At 57.1% G+C, this 17,707-nt stretch carries 20 protein-coding genes; 8 read left to right on the top strand and 12 right to left on the bottom strand.

The window, feature by feature from the left end:
• Positions 1–66 precede the first annotated feature (66 nt).
• The 7 genes from V7730_RS04400 to pyrH all read right to left on the bottom strand — a co-directional run bounded on the left by V7730_RS04400 (position 67) and on the right by pyrH (position 5,879).
• Positions 67–195 carry a hypothetical protein gene (locus tag V7730_RS04400; RefSeq protein ID WP_335746376.1) on the bottom strand — a complete coding sequence of 43 codons (129 nt, stop codon included), beginning with the start codon at positions 193–195 and terminating at the stop codon, positions 67–69.
• 132 nt (positions 196–327) lie between these two features.
• Entirely contained in the window at positions 328–1,680 is a 1,353-nt protein-coding gene (gene rseP / locus V7730_RS04395) for an RIP metalloprotease RseP (RefSeq protein ID WP_335746375.1), read from the bottom strand.
• A gap of 4 nt (positions 1,681–1,684) precedes the next feature.
• Positions 1,685–2,857, bottom strand: a complete 1,173-nt coding sequence (gene dxr / locus V7730_RS04390) for a 1-deoxy-D-xylulose-5-phosphate reductoisomerase (protein ID WP_335746374.1) — start codon at positions 2,855–2,857, stop codon at positions 1,685–1,687.
• A 3-nt stretch (positions 2,858–2,860) separates the two neighbouring features.
• On the bottom strand, positions 2,861–3,652 hold the full coding sequence (locus V7730_RS04385) for a phosphatidate cytidylyltransferase (RefSeq protein ID WP_335746373.1): 792 nt from the start codon (positions 3,650–3,652) through the stop codon (positions 2,861–2,863).
• A gap of 8 nt (positions 3,653–3,660) precedes the next feature.
• Entirely contained in the window at positions 3,661–4,413 is a 753-nt protein-coding gene (gene uppS / locus V7730_RS04380) for a polyprenyl diphosphate synthase (RefSeq protein WP_335746372.1), read from the bottom strand.
• 86 nt (positions 4,414–4,499) lie between these two features.
• Positions 4,500–5,063: a ribosome recycling factor gene (frr, locus tag V7730_RS04375; RefSeq protein WP_335746371.1), complete on the bottom strand. Its 564-nt coding sequence runs from the start codon at positions 5,061–5,063 to the stop codon at positions 4,500–4,502.
• 90 nt (positions 5,064–5,153) lie between these two features.
• A complete protein-coding gene (gene pyrH, locus V7730_RS04370) occupies positions 5,154–5,879 on the bottom strand; it encodes a UMP kinase (protein WP_335746370.1) in 726 nt (241 codons plus the stop codon).
• 106 nt (positions 5,880–5,985) lie between these two features.
• Here pyrH and miaA point away from each other — a divergent pair, with 106 nt between their 5' ends.
• The 5 genes from miaA to V7730_RS04345 all read left to right on the top strand — a co-directional run bounded on the left by miaA (position 5,986) and on the right by V7730_RS04345 (position 12,844).
• Complete coding sequence (miaA, locus tag V7730_RS04365; protein ID WP_335746369.1) at positions 5,986–6,867, top strand: tRNA (adenosine(37)-N6)-dimethylallyltransferase MiaA; 882 nt, start codon at positions 5,986–5,988, stop codon at positions 6,865–6,867.
• 94 nt (positions 6,868–6,961) lie between these two features.
• Positions 6,962–7,807: an AraC family transcriptional regulator gene (locus V7730_RS04360; protein ID WP_335746368.1), complete on the top strand. Its 846-nt coding sequence runs from the start codon at positions 6,962–6,964 to the stop codon at positions 7,805–7,807.
• Between the two features lie 308 nt (positions 7,808–8,115).
• Positions 8,116–9,162, top strand: a complete 1,047-nt coding sequence (locus V7730_RS04355) for an ABC transporter permease (protein WP_335746367.1) — start codon at positions 8,116–8,118, stop codon at positions 9,160–9,162.
• Between the two features lie 14 nt (positions 9,163–9,176).
• Complete coding sequence (locus tag V7730_RS04350; RefSeq protein WP_335746366.1) at positions 9,177–10,643, top strand: ABC transporter permease; 1,467 nt, start codon at positions 9,177–9,179, stop codon at positions 10,641–10,643.
• A gap of 107 nt (positions 10,644–10,750) precedes the next feature.
• The gene (locus V7730_RS04345) at positions 10,751–12,844 is read left to right on the top strand and encodes an ABC transporter ATP-binding protein (protein ID WP_335746365.1); all 2,094 of its coding nucleotides are present in this window, start codon (positions 10,751–10,753) and stop codon (positions 12,842–12,844) included.
• A gap of 23 nt (positions 12,845–12,867) precedes the next feature.
• Here the strand turns inward: V7730_RS04345 and V7730_RS04340 are convergent, their stop codons facing one another.
• From V7730_RS04340 to V7730_RS04330, 3 genes are all read right to left on the bottom strand, one after another.
• Positions 12,868–13,395, bottom strand: coding sequence for a DUF2127 domain-containing protein (locus V7730_RS04340; RefSeq protein ID WP_335746364.1), 528 nt, complete (start codon positions 13,393–13,395; stop codon positions 12,868–12,870).
• 72 nt (positions 13,396–13,467) lie between these two features.
• A complete protein-coding gene (locus V7730_RS04335; RefSeq protein ID WP_335746363.1) occupies positions 13,468–13,884 on the bottom strand; it encodes a hypothetical protein in 417 nt (138 codons plus the stop codon).
• 221 nt (positions 13,885–14,105) lie between these two features.
• Positions 14,106–14,708, bottom strand: coding sequence for a lytic transglycosylase domain-containing protein (locus tag V7730_RS04330; RefSeq protein WP_335746362.1), 603 nt, complete (start codon positions 14,706–14,708; stop codon positions 14,106–14,108).
• A gap of 210 nt (positions 14,709–14,918) precedes the next feature.
• Here V7730_RS04330 and ssb point away from each other — a divergent pair, with 210 nt between their 5' ends.
• Both ssb and V7730_RS04320 read left to right on the top strand, forming a co-directional pair.
• Positions 14,919–15,461, top strand: a complete 543-nt coding sequence (ssb, locus tag V7730_RS04325) for a single-stranded DNA-binding protein (protein WP_335746361.1) — start codon at positions 14,919–14,921, stop codon at positions 15,459–15,461.
• A gap of 9 nt (positions 15,462–15,470) precedes the next feature.
• Positions 15,471–15,776, top strand: a complete 306-nt coding sequence (locus V7730_RS04320; RefSeq protein ID WP_335746360.1) for a hypothetical protein — start codon at positions 15,471–15,473, stop codon at positions 15,774–15,776.
• On the opposite strand, the gene aroB is transcribed toward V7730_RS04320, so the two are convergent.
• Both aroB and V7730_RS04310 read right to left on the bottom strand, forming a co-directional pair.
• The gene (gene aroB, locus V7730_RS04315; protein ID WP_335746359.1) at positions 15,773–16,885 is read right to left on the bottom strand and encodes a 3-dehydroquinate synthase; all 1,113 of its coding nucleotides are present in this window, start codon (positions 16,883–16,885) and stop codon (positions 15,773–15,775) included. The two genes, V7730_RS04320 and aroB, sit on opposite strands and share 4 nt — an antisense overlap.
• Positions 16,878–17,474: a shikimate kinase gene (locus V7730_RS04310; protein ID WP_335746358.1), complete on the bottom strand. Its 597-nt coding sequence runs from the start codon at positions 17,472–17,474 to the stop codon at positions 16,878–16,880. Before V7730_RS04310 ends, aroB begins: the two co-directional genes overlap by 8 nt.
• A gap of 78 nt (positions 17,475–17,552) precedes the next feature.
• Between V7730_RS04310 and V7730_RS04305 the strand changes: the two genes are divergently transcribed.
• Entirely contained in the window at positions 17,553–17,705 is a 153-nt protein-coding gene (locus V7730_RS04305; protein WP_335746357.1) for a hypothetical protein, read from the top strand.
• Positions 17,706–17,707: the final 2 nt, after the last annotated feature.

Raw genomic sequence — 17,707 nt, 5'->3', positions numbered from 1 at the left:
TTTTTCAGACGAAAAAGGCCCGCGTAAAAACGCAGACCTCATGTTGTCACACAGATGTTGGTTAATTTACTGGAAGCTGCCCACAAAAGCACCCGCGCCCAAAGCGACAGCAATCGTAAGCAGATACAGTGCCCGATCCCAGTTGAGATCCATGAGAACACTCAAGCCGCGATAGCCTCTTGTCAAAGTTAGCATGGGTCACTCCTTTAAGTGCTGAACCACCAATGCAAAGAATGTACTTTCGAATTGTGGCATTCGCTGGCGTCAAATGTGGCAAAAGCAAGGCATTCGCCCTGCTTTTCCACGTTTTCAGACATGTGGCCAGTCTCAGGGACAGAAAATGTCGTTGAACAAAGCGAACAACATCAGGCCCAGAACCATCGTGAGGCCAATGCTCATCAGGATACGCAGCGCGCCATCACTCGGCGGTTTCCCGCGTACCGCTTCATAAGCGTAAAACGTCAGGTGACCCCCATCAAGCGCGGGGATCGGGAAAAGATTGAGCAACCCAACCGCAGTGCTGAGTACCGCAATAAAGTTGATAAAGCTCATCGCGCCCTGACTGGCCATCGCGCCGGATACCTTCGCAATGCCGACTGGCCCAGACATGTTGCAAGAACTGATCGCGCCCGTCACCATATGCCACAGCCCCGAGATGGAGCCTTTGATAATCCGCCACGTCCCTGCCACCCCGCGCTGTGCAGATTCGATCAGGCCTGGCGTTTCCGTGGCCGCCGTAATGGCGCTGTCGCTGGAGATACCGATCCGCAGAACATTCACAAAGCCACCGTCAGGCTGCGGCTCATCCGTGGACTTGGGAACCAGCGTGAATTCCAGCATATCACCTGCGCGCCAAACACTTAGCAACAGCGGGCGGCCTTCGGACCCTTCAACAGCATCCTTGAGCTGCTGGAAAGCAAACACAGGTGCGCCGTCAATGCCGGTGATCACATCACCGCTGGCAAGTCCTGCCTCAAGGGCCGCTGTCTCTGGTCCGACGGAGCCAACAAGGGCGGGCTGTGGGTAAGGACCAGGCACCGTGAGTGTGACACCATCGCGCAAAACAGTGTAATCCAACACCGGCTCAAGCGGCAGCGCATCCATATAGACGCGATACTCTGGCGATTGGGTGCTGGAAGGAATCTTAAGGCCCGCGATAGCCTGTAGAATGTCGCCCTGCTCAAGCCCCTCAACCGCGTTTGGCAGCGGTTTGATCGCATCGACCGTCAGTGGCTCACGCACATTGCCAAGTGTCATCGCAATGCTCCCGAAAACGATGATAGACAGGGCGAAGTTGAACACAGGACCCGCCGCAACGGTCAGCGCACGCGCCCAAAGTGGTGCGCCATGCATGGTTGAACGCAGGCGAACGGGATCTGCCGCAGCCTCGCTCATCGCGTCCTCATCCTTGCCCGAGGCTGCATTGGAATCGCCTGCAAATTTCACGTAGCCGCCAAAGGGCAATGCCGCGATCTGCCATTTGGTGCCGTGTTTGTCATAGCGCGAATACAGCACCGGCCCGAAGCCGAGCGAGAAGACATCCGCCTTGATCCCGCACCAGCGCCCGACGATGTAGTGACCGTACTCATGGATCGCGACGATCACCGACAATGCGATGATAAACGCTGCCATCGTCCAGACAAAACCGCCGAATTGCGGAACAAGTGTTGTAATATCCAATGCTCTACCCTGCTCTTTTTTCTATAGCCAGCCGTGCGTCCTTACGTGCCAGATGGTCTGTTTCGAGCACGTTATCAAGGGTCATGGTGGCATCAATATGACCGCCCTGTGCATCCATCTGGTCCAAGACCTGCGACACAACGTCCGACATCTGGGTGAATTTGAGCTGTCCGGCAATGAAACCGTCCAGCGCTGTTTCTTTGGCGGCGTTAAAGACGGCCCCCGCCAGACCACCGCGCGCCATAACCTCGCGCGCGATGCGCAAGGCAGGCCAGCGGGCATCATCCGGGGCGCGGAATTCAAAACTTCCGATGGCGGCAAGGTCCAAGCGTTCAACCGGCAAGTGGCGGCGTTCGGGGTGGTTTAGTGCATAGCCAATGGCATGGCGCATATCCGGCGGCCCAACATGCGCCATTAGCGCGCCGTCATTGAAACCGACAAGCGCGTGGATCATACTTTGGGGGTGGATCAGGACTTCGATCTGTGCCGGATTGACCCCGAAGAACTCTCGCGTTTCAATGACTTCCATCGCTTTATTGAACATCGACGCGGAATCAATGGTGATCCGCTGCCCCATGTCCCAGTTGGGATGACTGGAGGCTTCATCAAGCGTGGCATTACAAAGATCATCGATAGGCCAATCGCGGAAGGCGCCGCCGGAAGCAGTGATGATGATCCGCTCGACCGCGTCCATATCCTCGCCCACCAGCGCCTGAAACACAGCAGAATGTTCGCTGTCTACAGGCAGGATTTGCGCACCATGCGCCCTGCCCGTTGCTAACAACAATTTGCCGGCACAGACAAGAGATTCCTTATTCGCCAACGCCAATGTGCTGCCTTGACCCAAAGCGGCCATTCCGGGCGCAAGACCAGCAGCACCAACGATAGCCGACATGATCCAATCCGCAGGTCGATGCGCCGCTTCGACGATTGCGTCGGCACCCGCAGCAACTATGATCCCCGATCCCTCAAGTGCCGCGCGCAGATCATCCAGCAGGGTGTCATCTGCCGTCACCGCAATTTGCGCGTTCAGCGCACGCGCATCTGTCGCGAGTTGCGCGATATTGCGCGCGCCAGTCAGGGCGACCACCTCATAATCGTCACGTGCGCGCTTGATCAGGTCAATCGTGTTTTGCCCAATCGAGCCCGTTGCACCGAAAATACTGACTTTTCGCATGGATCACCCCACTCCGGGGGGAAAGCCGATAACCTGCCCGATAATGAGCAAAAATACAGAAGCCCCAAGCATCCCGTCAAAGCGGTCCATCAACCCGCCATGACCGGGGATGAGGTTTGAGCTGTCTTTCACGCCCATTTTCCGTTTCATACCGCTTTCCGCGATGTCACCCATCTGCGACGCCATTGAGACCGCAATAGAAATCCCTATCAGTTGGTAACCAACGCCAGTGTTAGCAGAGAACACCAACCCGACAATCGCCGCGCCAACCCATCCAGCCGCTGTTCCGGACCATGTTTTCTTGGGGCTGACCGCTGGCCAGAACTTAGGCCCGCCAATCGCGCGGCCGGCGAAATAGCCAACCACATCGGTCACCACGACAACCAGCACCAACCAGAGCATCCAGTTCACGCCCATCTCGTCGCGTACCTTGATCATGCCGAAACCGGACATCAGGATCATCACCGTGAAGGCCATGTAAATCGTGCGGTTCCGTTCAAGGTACCCAAACCCCACAAGCGCCGGCGCAAGCAACAATGGCAGCGCAACGCCCACAGGCAGATAGACTGACAGCAAAACCGCCGCCCCTGTAATTCCCCCCAGCAACAATTGGGCGCGGGATTGGCCCGGACGCAACATGCCGACCACTTCCCAAACCATCACACCGCAGATCAGCGCCACAAGGATGTGGAACACATATCCGCCCATCCAGATGCCAACCACAGCGACAAGTGCCATCGCCACCGCCGAAATCACACGCACGGCTAGATCGGACCATTTTTCAGAGCTGCTCATAAAGTTCCTTAGGTTTTGACGCCGCCATAGCGCCGGTCGCGTCCGCCATAGGAGGCACAGAGGCTGGCAAACTCCATCCGGGTGAAATCAGGCCAGAGCGTGTCGATGAATTCGTATTCAGCATAGGCAGATTGCCACAGCAAAAAATTCGAAATCCGTGCTTCACCACTGGTGCGGATCACCAGATCCGGATCTGGTAAAACGTATGTATCCAAATATCTTGGCAGCGTTTCTTCATCGATTTCTTCGGGATCAAGTTTGCCGCTTGCAACGTCTTGCGCCAGCCGCTTGGTAGCACGTGCTACCTCGTCGCGGCCGCCGTAGTTCAATGCAATCGTGAGATGTACGCGGGTGTTATGTGCCGTGGCGTCCTCAAGCTCGTTCATCAGGCGGATCAGCTTGTCATCCAGCCGAACCCGATCACCGATAAAGCGTACGCGCACGCCAAACTCGCTCAGGGACCGAGTCTCTTTACTGATATAACGGCGGAACAGGCTCATCAGGCCAGCGACCTCGACCTGCGTCCGTTTCCAGTTCTCGGTCGAAAAGGCAAATATCGTGAGGTACTCCACCCCGACTTCGGGACAGGCCTCAACGACTTCGCGCACCCGCTTAGCGCCGGCGTGGTGGCCAAACAAACGCGGCCGCCCGCGCTGTGTGGCCCAACGGCCATTGCCATCCATGATAATAGCAACGTGCCGCGGACCGCCCGGCGTTTGCTCGGGCAGTGCTTCAGCTTTTGCTTTGGCGCGCTTAATCATACTGTCTCACGCATAGGTTCTGGGCTGTTCGTGTCGTATCACAAGCCCGTCAAATGGCCTCGCGCCAATAAAAGGGCAAAAATAGATCAAACCTGCATGATTTCGGCTTGCTTGGTCTCAAGCAGATCGTCGATGGCCTTGATCTGCTTGTTGGTGAGGTCTTGGACCTCGCCTTCCCAGATCTTCTGGTCGTCTTCGGACATGCCGTCAGCTTTGGCCTTTTTGATCTGGTCCATACCGTCACGGCGAATGTTGCGGATGCTTACACGGGCATTTTCGGCATAGCCGCCGGCGACTTTGGTCAACTGCGTGCGGCGTTCTTCGTTCAGTTCTGGGATCGGCAGCATAATGATCGTGCCGTTAAGCTGCGGATTGATGCCCAGACCGCTTTCGCGGATGGCTTTTTCGACCTTCCCGACCAACGCCTTGTCCCAGACGTTGATGGTGACCATCCGCGGCTCAGGTACGTTGACGGTGCCGACCTGATTGACCGGTGTCAGCTGGCCATAAGCATCGACCATAACCGGCTCAAGCATGGAAGCGGAGCCGCGGCCGGTGCGCAGGGAAGCAAATTCCGTGCGCAAAGAGGCGATCGCCCCCTTCATCCGCCGGTCAAGGTCGTCGGTATCTAGCATAAAGTCTTCGGACATGAATTAACGCCTTCGTCTGTGTCACTCGTTAAGTGCAGGGTTTAGAGCATTGGGGGTGACAAGGAAAGACAGCTTTCACCCGTCGGCGGGTCAGCCCTGAACGCGGGTATAGGTACCCTCGCCCGCAAGGATGCCTTTAAAACCGCCCGGCTCATCCAATGAGAAGACGATGATCGGCAGGTTGTTGTCACGTGCCAAAGCGATCGCAGAAGCGTCCATAACGCCCAGACGCTTTTGCAGGACATCGTCATAGCTGACGGTGTCATAGCGGACGGCATCTTCGAATTTGGCGGGGTCTTTATCATAGACGCCGTCGACCTTGGTGCCCTTGAAGATCGCCTCGCAAGACATCTCGTTGGCGCGCAGCGTGGCGGCGGTATCGGTGGTGAAATACGGGTTACCTGTGCCGGCAGCAAAGATGCAGACGCGCTTTTTCTCAAGGTGGCGCACGGCGCGGCGGCGGATGTAAGGCTCTGCCACTTCATTCATGGTGATGGCTGAAATGACGCGCGTGTGAATACCGAGCCCCTCCAAGGAAGCCTGCATCGCCAGTGCGTTCATCACCGTGGCGAGCATGCCCATGTAGTCGGCTGTGGTCCGCTCCATCCCTTGCGCGCTACCCTGCAGACCGCGAAAGATGTTGCCGCCGCCGATGACCATACAAATCTCGACGCCCATGTCGTGCACGGATTTGACCTCCCGCGCGATCCGCTCAACTGTCGGCGGGTGCAGGCCATAGCCCTGATCCCCCATCAGCGCCTCGCCGGAGATTTTGAGCATGACCCTTTTAAAGGAAGCTTGCGAGGTATCGGGCATGGGGGGGACCTTTCAGGGAGTTTTGGAATAGCAGGCTTTCGCCCATGCGTAAAATGTCGCAAATACACAAAATGTTCAATGCGGCGCGGTGAGGAGAAGCAAAGAAATGTCATCTGACGCACGTACGCAGTTGCTGGAAGCTATCCCCGCGGACCAACCCGTCCTAATCGCTGGGCCAACTGCGTCGGGTAAATCAGCGCTGGCGCTTGAGATCGCGACGCAGGGCGGAGTGATCGTGAACGCTGATGCCAGTCAGGTTTACGCCTGCTGGCAAGTGATTTCGGCGCGGCCTTCGGCAGAAGAGGAAGCGCAAGCGCCACATAGGCTTTATGGTCATCTGACGGAGACGGCGCCCTACTCGACAGGGCACTGGCTGCGTGAGGTTGCCGAGGTGATCGCCGAGGGGCAGCGCCCTATCATCGTAGGTGGCACCGGCCTTTATTTTCAGGCCCTGACCGAAGGGCTGGCGGAAATACCTTTGACGCCGCCAGACGTGCGGGCCCGCGCGGATGCCATGCCGCTAGAAAGCCTGCTTGCCGGTCTGGACGCGCCCACAGCGGCGGGGCTTGATCTGGCTAACCGCGCGCGGGTGCAGCGCGCGTGGGAGGTGCTTGAGGCCACCGGTCGGAGCTTGGCGCAATGGCAAGCCGACACGCCACCACCGCTTTTGCCGCTGGATCAGTGCTGTGCCATTGCGCTGGACGTGGAGCGTGATTGGCTTGCGGCGCGAATCGAACAGCGGTTTGATGCGATGCTAGAGGCCGGTGCGCTGGACGAAGTGCGCGCCATCGCGCCGCATTACGACCCGACCCTGCCCGCCCATAAAGCCATTGGCGTGCCGGAACTGATCGCGTATCTACACGGGACCTGCACGCTTGAAGACGCAAGAACCGCCGCAATTATTGCCACGCGCCAATACGCCAAACGTCAAAGAACGTGGATCCGCAGCAAAATGGGCGCATGGCAAAAGCTTTCCTTGCCGTCCTAGCAAGAATCGGCGCATTGCAGTTTCGTAGCTTTTCCTACGGGATTTTCTCGTTAAGGTTGCTGCCTGCGCCTATTTTCGAACATTGGACCCATAGATGACTGAGATCAGCCTTCAAATTCGGACCCTTGCACAGCTCGCTGGCGGTGATGGTTGGCGGCTGGGGCTGGCTCATGATCAGGTTCATCACACCCTTATTTGGGTCACACGTGGTCAAGGCCGCATGTTGCTGGACGGACGGCGGCGCGGCATTGGCCCACACAACGCGGTTTTTGTGCCTGCGGGCTCTGTCTATTCCATTGATCTGGGCGCGCAGATGCTAGGGCAAGCCATCATCGTGCCGGATGGTACGGCGCTGCGACTGCCTGATATGCCGCGCCATCTGAGGGTGCGTGATGTGCATGTCCAGACAGAATTGGCGACGATAATCGAGGCCGCACAGCGTGAGCAATCGCAAGGTCGGACGCTGGCGCAAGACGCGCTTGAGGCCCATGTGGCGCTGATGTCTGTCTGGTTGCGACGCCAGATTGCGCAAGAAGAACATATCCCCAGCCCAAGCACGGCAGGTGAGCGGCTATCGCGCAGGTTCACGCAGATGATACCAAAGCATTACACGTCCGGCGCGCCAATGGCGTTCTACGCGGCCGAGCTTGGCGTGACCCCGACCCACCTGACACGCACGGTCAAGGCGGCCACCGGAAAAACCGCAGCCGATTTACTGACTGAACGGGTGATCCACGCCGCACGAACTTTGTTAGAGACAACAACCCACCCCGCGCGCAACATCTCCCATCATCTAGGATTCGGCAGTGCGGCCTACTTCACGCGCTTCATGCAGCAGCACACAGGCCGCTCCCCCAGCCAGTTGCGCGCAAGCAGTTTGCCTAAAAAAACCGGCTCACGGGCAGCACCGGCCCGCCAAGCCATCAAGGCAGACGCCTGACGAATCGACGGCCCCACTGTCCTGAAACCGACATGCATTGTCGTAATTTTCTAATTAGATGTCTCTGGATGACATTGACCTGTGCGAACAATTAATGCCTCATACCCTAACAAGGGCGTTCGCGTGTCTACCGCCCTTGCAATTACTAAGGTCCGACAAACGGATCGGGGGAGAGTTCAACGCGCTCGGCACAGCTGTGTAATATAGCCTGCATGGGGGCAGGACCTGATCCCAACACTCAAGGGCGAATGCCCACACAGAACAGGCGGGACCAACCTGCCTGCAGCCAACGACAGGGGCTAACATTTATGGGACTATTCATCCTCAGACGTCTGGGAGTGATGATACTGACAGGGCTTTGCCTGACGTTCATCGTATTCTGGCTGACCAATCTTTATCCCAACCTCGAAAAACTTGCCAAAACCCAAGGCAACTTTCGCATGAGCGACGAGGCCGTGAGCTCTTATCTGGGCGATCGCGGATACCTTGAGCCCTTGCCGATCAAGTTTGCCCAGTGGCTGGGAGCTGCACCGGGGTGGGTCACCGAAAAGCCCGAGGGCAAAACCTTTGGCCGCTGTTTTTCCGAAGGCACGCCCGAAGAAGAACGCCGCAGCTTTTGTGGGGTTTTGCAGGGCGACTGGGGCCGATCGACCGTGTTCAAAGATGACGTAAGTAGTATTGTCGCCACCCGCTTGGGCCTGACTGGCAAGCTGATGTTTTGGGTGCTGGTCCTTATGGTGCCTTCGGCGCTGATCATCGGGGTGTTGGCGGGCATGCGTGAGGGGTCCAAACTGGACCGGTCTCTCTCTACTGTTTCGATAATAAGCACGGCCACACCGGAATACGTGTCTGGCGTTATCTTCATTGCTGTCTTCGCCTCTTCGGCTTTCGGGCTGAAATGGTTCAAAGGCTCCGCCACTTCGGCGATGGATAATGCCAACTTCGAGAACTTCTTTCTGCCGGTGCTAACGATCTCCCTATACGGAATGGGTTATATCGCGCGGATGACGCGGGCCTCGATGACCGAGGTGATGACCGCGCAATACATCCGCACTGCCCGTCTCAAGGGGGTCAGCTTTCGCAACATCGTGATGAGGCACGCGTTGCGGAACGCGCTGATCGCGCCCTTCACCGTTATCATGCTCCAGATCCCGTGGCTTTTGAACGGGGTCGTGATTGTGGAGACTTTGTTCAACTACAAGGGCTTTGGCTGGGTGCTGGTACAAGCCGCGGGCAACAATGACATTGAGCTGCTGCTGGCTGTCTCGGTCGTATCGGTTGTGGTGGTGCTGCTGACGCAGCTGATCTCCGACATCGGCTATGTCTTCCTCAATCCACGCATTCGCATTTCATAAGGGAGGGCAGAGATATGGAACAACTGACTTGGACCGGAGCGCTTTCGCCGCTCAATCTTTTCTTCGCCCTTGCTGTGGCGGTGCTGCTGATCGCTATAGTGGTGCAAATCGCGATGAGCCTTGTGCCGTCGGGCGGAAGCCGCGCTGTTTATGCGGATGGTACGATGTCTGCGGACAAAGGACTGTCCGGCCTTGTGGGCATGGTGGTACAATACTCACTGCTGGCGACCATCGCGATTGCCCTTCTTTATATTGTTGCAGGTGTCTTAATCGGACCGTCGGCGGGGATAATAGGCGGCATGGCTCGACAGCTTTTGCCGGTGTGGATTGCGCTGGTGCTGACCTATGCGCTGTCCATCACCTTCAAACGACGGCTCGGCCTATATGGCAAACTGTTCGATAGTACGGTCGGGATGATCGGCTTTGGGCTGGTAATGTTCTGGGTTTATGCAGGGTTCTTTGGCGGTGTACTGGATATGGTCACCACCCATGACACGCTTAGCCAAGTGTCAGGCATGAAGAACAAAGCACCCGGCACGCCCCTATTCGGGGCCGAGGCTGGAGACTACCAGTGGTTCTTGCTGGGCGGCGACAATCTGGCACGCGATGTGTTCAGCCGCTTGTTTGATGGCGCATGGGTCGTGGTCAAGATTGCGCCCTTTGCGACGCTCTTTGCCTTTATGGTCGGGATCACCCTGGGCTTGCCTGCTGGATACTATGGCGGGCGGCTTGATACCTTCCTGAGCTTTCTGGCCAACCTGATCCTCGCCTTTCCGGTCATCTTGCTGTTCTACCTGCTGGTTACGCCAGAAATCGTGCTGACAGGTATCCCGAACTATATGGCGTTGGTGCTGTTTGTCTTTCCGTTGGTGTTTCTGGCGATCTTGTTGAACTCGCGCTTCTACACCCAGCCCAGCCTGCGCACGCCGCTGCTTATTGTGGTGCTCGGGATCGGGGCGTGGCTGTACCTGTCGCTGGTCAGCACAGACGGAGCATTGGTGGCAACACCCACCTACGCCATTCCCGGCCTGCCCGCATTTCTGGACGGTTTCGACATCGATCCCAACTTGCTGGTGGTTTTCGTTTCGGTCGTTTTTGTAAACGCCCCTACCGTTTTCCGTATCGTGCGTGGCCTCGCGCTCGACATCAAAACCCGCGACTACGTGGCTGCTGCGCAGACCCGTGGCGAAGGGCCGTGGTACATCATGCTGTGGGAAATCCTGCCAAACGCGCGGGGACCGCTGATCGTCGATTTCTGCCTGCGCATCGGCTATACTACCATTCTTTTGGGCACCTTGGGGTTCTTCGGATTGGGGCTGGCTTCGGAAAGCCCTGATTGGGGCACCACGATCAACGCAGGGCGGCGTTTGTTGTCGATCTATCCGCACGCTGCGATTGCCCCTGCTGTGTCCTTGCTGACGCTGGTGCTGGGCTTGAACCTGCTGGCGGATGGCCTGCGTGAAGAAAGCCTGCGCGACTGACTTGAGCGGGGCGTTTCGGGGGCCCCGCCCCTGATACCCCTCGAGATATTTATGGCCAATGAATGGGAAGCCCCATTGGATTGGCCCTCCACTTGAGGAGATACGAGATGCCTAAGACTGAGTATGACGGCCCCATTCTTGAGATCGACAAGCTGTCGATCTCGTTTTTCACGCGGCTGCGCGAAATTCCGGCGGTGATGGATTTTTCCGTCTCGGTGAAACCCGGTGAGGCAGTAGGCCTTGTAGGAGAAAGCGGCTGTGGGAAGTCGACGGTTGCGCTGGGCGTGATGCAGGATCTGGGCAAGAACGGCCGGATCGTCGGCGGCTCAATCAAGTTCAAGGGCCGCGATCTAGGCGAGATGTCGGACGCAGAGCTACGCGACATTCGCGGTTCGGAAATCGCGATGATCTATCAGGAGCCGATGGCCTCATTGAACCCCGCAATGAAAATCGGGCGACAGTTGATGGAAGTCCCGATGATCCACGCAGGCATGTCCGAGAAAGCCGCCTATGAGCGGGCGCTTCAGGTGGTAACGGATGTAAAACTGCCCGATCCAAAGCGAATATTGCAGTCCTTTCCGCACCAGTTGTCCGGTGGCCAGCAGCAGCGGATTGTCATCGCTATGGCCTTAATGAGCGAGCCTTCGTTGCTGATTTTGGATGAGCCGACAACGGCGCTGGACGTCACTGTCGAAGCAGCCGTGGTGGAGCTGGTCAAGGATTTGGGCAAGAAATACGGCACCTCAATGCTGTTTATTTCGCACAATCTGGGGCTCGTGTTAGAGACCTGCGACCGCATCTGCGTGATGTATTCCGGCGAGGCGGTCGAGCGTGGCTCGATCGAGGATGTATTCGACGAGATGCAGCACCCCTATACTCAGGCGCTGTTCCGTTCGATTCCACTCCCCGGCGCCGACAAGAATGCGCGCCCGCTGGTTGCCATTCCCGGCAACTTCCCCCTGCCCCATGAGCGGCCTGACGGCTGCAACTTTGGCCCGCGCTGCGACTACTTTGAGGCGGGGCGTTGCGATCAGGGATATATCCCGATGCAAGACGTGCCCGGCAACGAACGCCATGCCACCCGCTGTTTGAGATACGACGAGATCGACTGGCAAGCGCCGATGGAACTGGCCGAAGTAAAAACCAAGGGCGAGATCGGCGAGGTCGTCCTGAGGATGGATAACCTTAAGAAATACTATCAGGTCGCGGCCAATGCTATGTTTGGCGGCGGCAACACCAAGGTTGTAAAGGCCAACGAGACGCTGACCTTTGAAGCCCGCGAAAGCGAGACGCTGGCCATTGTGGGTGAATCGGGCTGCGGAAAGTCCACATTTGCCAAGGTGTTGATGGGGCTAGAGACAGCCACCGACGGGACTATCATGCTTGATAATCAAAGCATTGGTGATGTGCCTATCGAAAAGCGCACGACCCAGAACGTGGCGGACATCCAGATGGTGTTCCAGAACCCGTTTGACACGCTCAACCCGTCTATGACCGTTGGCCGCCAGATTGTGCGCGCGCTTGAGATATTCAAGATCGGCAAGAACGAGAAAGAGCGTTGGCAGCGCATGTTGGAGCTTCTGGACCTTGTCAAACTGCCGCGCGAATTCGCCAAACGGATGCCTCGCCAGCTTTCTGGTGGGCAAAAGCAACGGGTGGGCATTGCGCGCGCCTTTGCCGGTGACGCAAGAATTGTTGTTGCGGACGAGCCCGTGTCGGCTCTGGATGTCTCGGTACAGGCGGCGGTGACGGATCTGTTGATGGAAATTCAGCGCGAGCAGAAAACCACGCTGCTGTTTATCTCTCATGATCTGAGCATTGTGCGCTATCTAAGCGACCGTGTGATGGTGATGTATCTAGGCCATGTGGTTGAGCTGGGCACAACGGATCAGGTCTTTTCGCCGCCGTATCACCCCTATACCGAGGCGCTCCTATCAGCCGTGCCGATTGCCGATACCAAGGTGAAGAAAAAGCACATCGTGCTCGAAGGCGATATTCCGTCAGCCATGAACCCGCCTCCTGGTTGCCCGTTCCAGACACGGTGCGGCTGGAAATCGAAAGTGTCGGGAAATCTGTGCGATACTGAAGTGCCACCGATGAGGATGCTTGCGGGCGAACATCAGATCAAATGCCACCTCAGTCAGGAAGAATTTGACGGGATGGAACCTGTGATCGAGATGGGGGATGTTGCTGCGGAGTGATCTCCGCAGCCCCACCTATATTATCAACCCCAGTGCCTTGATCGTTCGCGTTTTTCGCGGACGGTCAGGTAAATGACCGCAACATCAATAGCCGAGAGTACCAACAGAAGCGTGCCGCCGGTTAGTTGCCATTCGATCAGTTGATAGACAACAAAAACGGCCAGAACGACCACAGCTGCATCATAGGCCCACCGTGCGCCCCACAAAAGCGCAACAACCACTCCGACATGCAGCGCGCCATGCGCCGCGAAATAGATGGTGTAAAAGCTCGCCTCCGACGCTGGCACCTGCGCGGTCAGTTTCACAAGCTGTGCCGCAATCAAGCTTGGTGGGCGTTCGGCAAGTTCAGTGCTGAACAACCAGCGGATGATCCGGGGCAGATGATCCATCGCGCCCAGATATATTGCGATCGCAGATGCTAGCTGAATAAGGCCAAGAACCCCTTTTCCAATAAGGGTGACCAAAAAGAGAAGGTGATTGGCTGCTTTGGGAGAGATATGCGACGACATTGGACAATCAAACAGGACAGACACGTCATCCGTGTCACGCATCAGGAAGATTGTCTTCCCCTATTCTTGCGCTCTGTCGCCATGTGTCGGAAGGTCGCCGAAGGCGCCCCCTGATTAGAACAGTGGCAGATCCAACATGGCTGTTGTGATTACGCAAGGGAAGTAGGCTGCGGCGAACATAAAGAGCGATGGGAAGCGCGCGCGCATCACGCTGGCCATAATCGCCATGACCGGGCCGGCACAAAGCGCCAGCAGTACCGGGATAATGATCATGTCGTTGTATTCAAAACCAGGGCCCCAAGGCATCTGTGGGTTTTCAAGACCAGCGGCGATTGTGCCTACGATCATGCCCAACACGGCCCCCATGAGAAGCGGTTTGATCCGACGACGCGTGGCGGGTGCATCTTTCCCCAACGACGGAGAGCTAAAAATGGAGGTCGCAGTCCCTTCACCAGTGGCCATTTGAACGCGTCCATAACCGCTATGGTTATTGATACGTGCAATCCGCTGGTTAAAGATGTCCTGGCTCATGTCATTCACTCTCGGGTTAGCTTGTTATGAGAATGTGTATGAAGGTTTAATGGGGCCGGAATTGGGCGAAAAGGAGCGGATTTTCCCCAAAATAAGGCAAAGGATTGGCATGTATTTTAATCGATAGCCATATTTACATGAAGGTATGGTTAACGCCTTGCCACATTCGCCAAACATACTGACGCATGGTAAACTTACGTCAACTTTCAGGGGCCGAGGAATCAACTACCTCCGATGATCCGCACGTAGTTCTTAGTCTCACGGAACGGAGGGATGCCGCCGTATTTTTTCACCGCACCCGGCCCTGCGTTATACGCGGCAAGTGCCAGCCGCCAGGATCCGAACTCTTCATATTGCTGGCGCAGATAGCGCGCGCCACCATCAAGGTTCTCGGAAGGGACTGTGGGATCAACACGCAAAAGCGCGGCAGTCCCGGGCATCAACTGGGCCAGACCGATCGCTCCGGCGTGCGAAACGGCCTTATGGTTCCAGCGGCTTTCCTGATGCACGAGACGCAGAAATAAATCCTGCGGAATGCCGTGCCTGTCAGCGGCGGCCTTTGCCAGCGCCAGATACGGCCCCTTATAGCGGCCAAGGTATTTTTTGACCTTCGCGCCACTGCCATCGTCCCATTTCGTCGGTGTGATGACCTTTGGCGGCTGCAAACGCACCGAGTTGTTGTATTGCTTGGCAGCCCGCGTATCGAGCAACTTTTTCTGGCTTGAAAACAACTTGCTCCGGCTCTTGGATGCGAAAATGTCGGCAGAGGCAGGTGCACCAATGGTAAGCGTTCCCGCAATGATCGCTGCTACTGCTATGCGCATATTGCCCCAAGTCCCTCGGTATCGTCTGTGGCGCAACTATAGCAAACACTGACGCCGTGACCAGACCTGATGCCGCAAAAGGGGATTCAAGGGGATAATGCCCGTGTCCCTGCCCCGCTATCGCGTTATAAAGACGCCAGATCTGGTGCAGCAAGATTCGGCTGAACCGACCGCAAATAAGAACGCATTACCAAGAGGGAGAGCAACAGCATGGCAGGCTCAGTTAACAAAGTCATCCTTATCGGCAATCTGGGGCGCGACCCCGAAGTCCGCAGCTTCCAGAATGGCGGCAAAGTGTGCAACCTGCGCATCGCGACCTCCGAGAACTGGAAAGACAAAAACACGGGCGAGCGCCGTGAAAAGACCGAATGGCACACCGTCGCCATTTTCAACGACGGGCTTGTCCGCATTGCGGAGCAGTATCTGAAAAAGGGCTCCAAGGTCTACATCGAGGGCCAGTTGCAGACCCGCAAATGGCAAGACCAGTCCGGTGCCGACCGTTATTCCACCGAAGTCGTCCTGCAAGGGTTTGGCGGCACGCTGACCATGCTCGACGGGCGTGATGGCGGCGGTGGCGGCGGCATGGGCGGTGGCGGCGGTGGTGGTTATGATGACCGCGACAGCGGTGGCGGCTACGATCAGGGCGGCGGTTATGGTGGCGGGCAGTCTTCCGGTGGCGGTCAATCTTCCGGTGGCGGCGAGCCATCCGGTGGTGGTGGCGGGCGCGATCTGGACGATGAAATCCCTTTCTAAGGAACGCCAGTGAGCCCTGAGCTCAAAGTATTTCTAGTGGTAGGGGCTATCATGGCCCTCGCCTACACGAACCTCTATCCGCGTCTTCGGTCCAAGACATTGATGTGGTTAATGTGGCTTTATCGGGCACTGTCAGCGGTCATCTTAGTGCTTGCCGGTGCTGTATATTACGGCACAGAGATCCGGTTTTCCCTTATTATCTTCACGGTTCCATGGTGGGCTTTCACCCTGCTCAGCGCAGCTCTCGTAGAGGCGCCCCTGTTTATCTGGTTCTGCAAACGTTGGGATATCGACCTTAGCCCACCGACGGATTAGCGGCGCGCCAAAGCGTCCGCCAAGACAGCCAGCACATCCGCCTTCGCCACATCGCCAGTCACGAAAGCATCACCGATGCTGCGCGCAAGGATAAAGCGGAGCTGACCCTCGACCACTTTCTTGTCTTGTCCCATCAGCGCCAGCAGCGTATCGGCATCCGGCAGATCACCCTCGATATCGGCCAGATCAACTTTCATCCCCATGTCGCGCAAATGCGCACGCACGCGGCTTGGCGCTTCTTGCGCGCACAGACCCATCCGTGCAGACAGCTCGAACGCCAGCGAACAACCAATCGCCACACCTTCTCCGTGAAGCAAGCGGCTGGAATAGCCCGTTGCCGCCTCCAGCGCGTGACCAAAGGTATGACCAAGGTTCAGCAAGGCACGCTCCCCCTGCTCAGTCTCGTCGCGCATGACGATGTCGGCTTTCATCTGGACCGAACGGCGCACGGCTTCTACCCGCGCAGCCCCGTTTCCGTCGGCCAGCGCAGGCCCCTGCTGCTCCAACCAGTCGAAAAACGCGGCGTCGCCCAACAGGCCATATTTTACGACCTCGCCATAGCCGGCAAGAAAATCACGCGGCTCCAAAGTGCCAAGAACAGCCGTGTCCGCCAGCACCAGCGAGGGTTGGTGAAACACACCCACAAGGTTCTTGCCGTGGCGCGTGTTGATCCCCGTCTTTCCCCCGACCGAGCTGTCGACCTGTGCCAGAAGCGAGGTCGGAATTTGTACAAAGCGCACACCGCGCCGCAAGACGGCAGCGGCAAAGCCGACCAAATCACCGATCACACCGCCACCAAAGGCCACGACGATATCGCCCCGCTCTACCTGTTGGTCGAGCAGCCATTCCACGCAGCACGTCAGCTCGGCCCAGCATTTGGTACCTTCGCCCGGCGGTAGGCTAAGCGCCTCCATACTGATGCCTTCAGCGGCAAGACCTGCGCGTAGGGTTTCCAAATGCAGGCCTGCAACGGTTTCATCGCTGATCACAGCCACCCGTGGGCGGCGCAGCAACGGTGCAACATAGCTGCCCGCCTGCCCCAGCAATCCCGGACCGATATGCACATCATAGGAACGGCCCGGCAGGGCCACATGGACACGCTCAGTCATCGAGTTTTTCCAATACATCTGGCCGCGTAAGCAGCGTTGTAATGACCCGTTCCGCCATCGCGTCAATAGACAGGTCTTCGGCGCAGGCTACCCGTAGCTCCGCCAATTTATAGATCGGCGTGCGGGTGGCAAAAATCTCAGCCAGTGTGGCGCGCGGGTCGGCAGTACGCAGCAGCGGCCGCGTATCTTTATGCCGTACCCTGTTCCACAGCAGATCAAGCTGGGCATCCAGCCACACGGCCACACCCTTTTTTGCGATGTTGTCGCGATTGACCTCGGACAGAAACGCGCCGCCGCCCGTTGAAAGAATCCCGCTTTGCGTCTCCAGCAGACGGCGAATCACTTCGGTTTCGCGCTTACGAAAGAACACTTCCCCGTCTCGCTGGAAGATTTCCGGCACACTAAGGTTCGCTGCTGCTTCGATCTCTTGATCGCTATCCAGAAACGGCACACCCAGTTTGATTGCCACAGCACGGCCCACGGCCGTCTTGCCAGAGCCCATCATACCCACCATCGCCACCGTCTTTTTCAGACGGAAGCGGCGGGTCTGTCGGCGGATGTCAGCCGTGGATTGATCAATTTCACTCATTTGTCCCTGAATGACGTGATCTTGCCGAAAAGGCCATATATAAGTTATGAAAAATATCAGCAGATCGGGCAAAATTTCATGTTAAGCAAAATCTTCAAGCTTCTGTTTATCCTTGCAATTATTGGATTTATAGGCCTTGTAGGCTTTGCCTATGTCGGTCCCGAGCTTGGCATTGATTTTGCACCATCTCCGCAAGAGATCCGCCAACCTGTTACGCTGCAGGGGCAATAAGC

The organism is Sulfitobacter sp., from assembly GCF_036961165.1.
In the GTDB taxonomy this organism is placed as follows: domain Bacteria; phylum Pseudomonadota; class Alphaproteobacteria; order Rhodobacterales; family Rhodobacteraceae; genus Sulfitobacter.
This window is presented reverse-complemented; position numbering and strand designations above follow the sequence as displayed.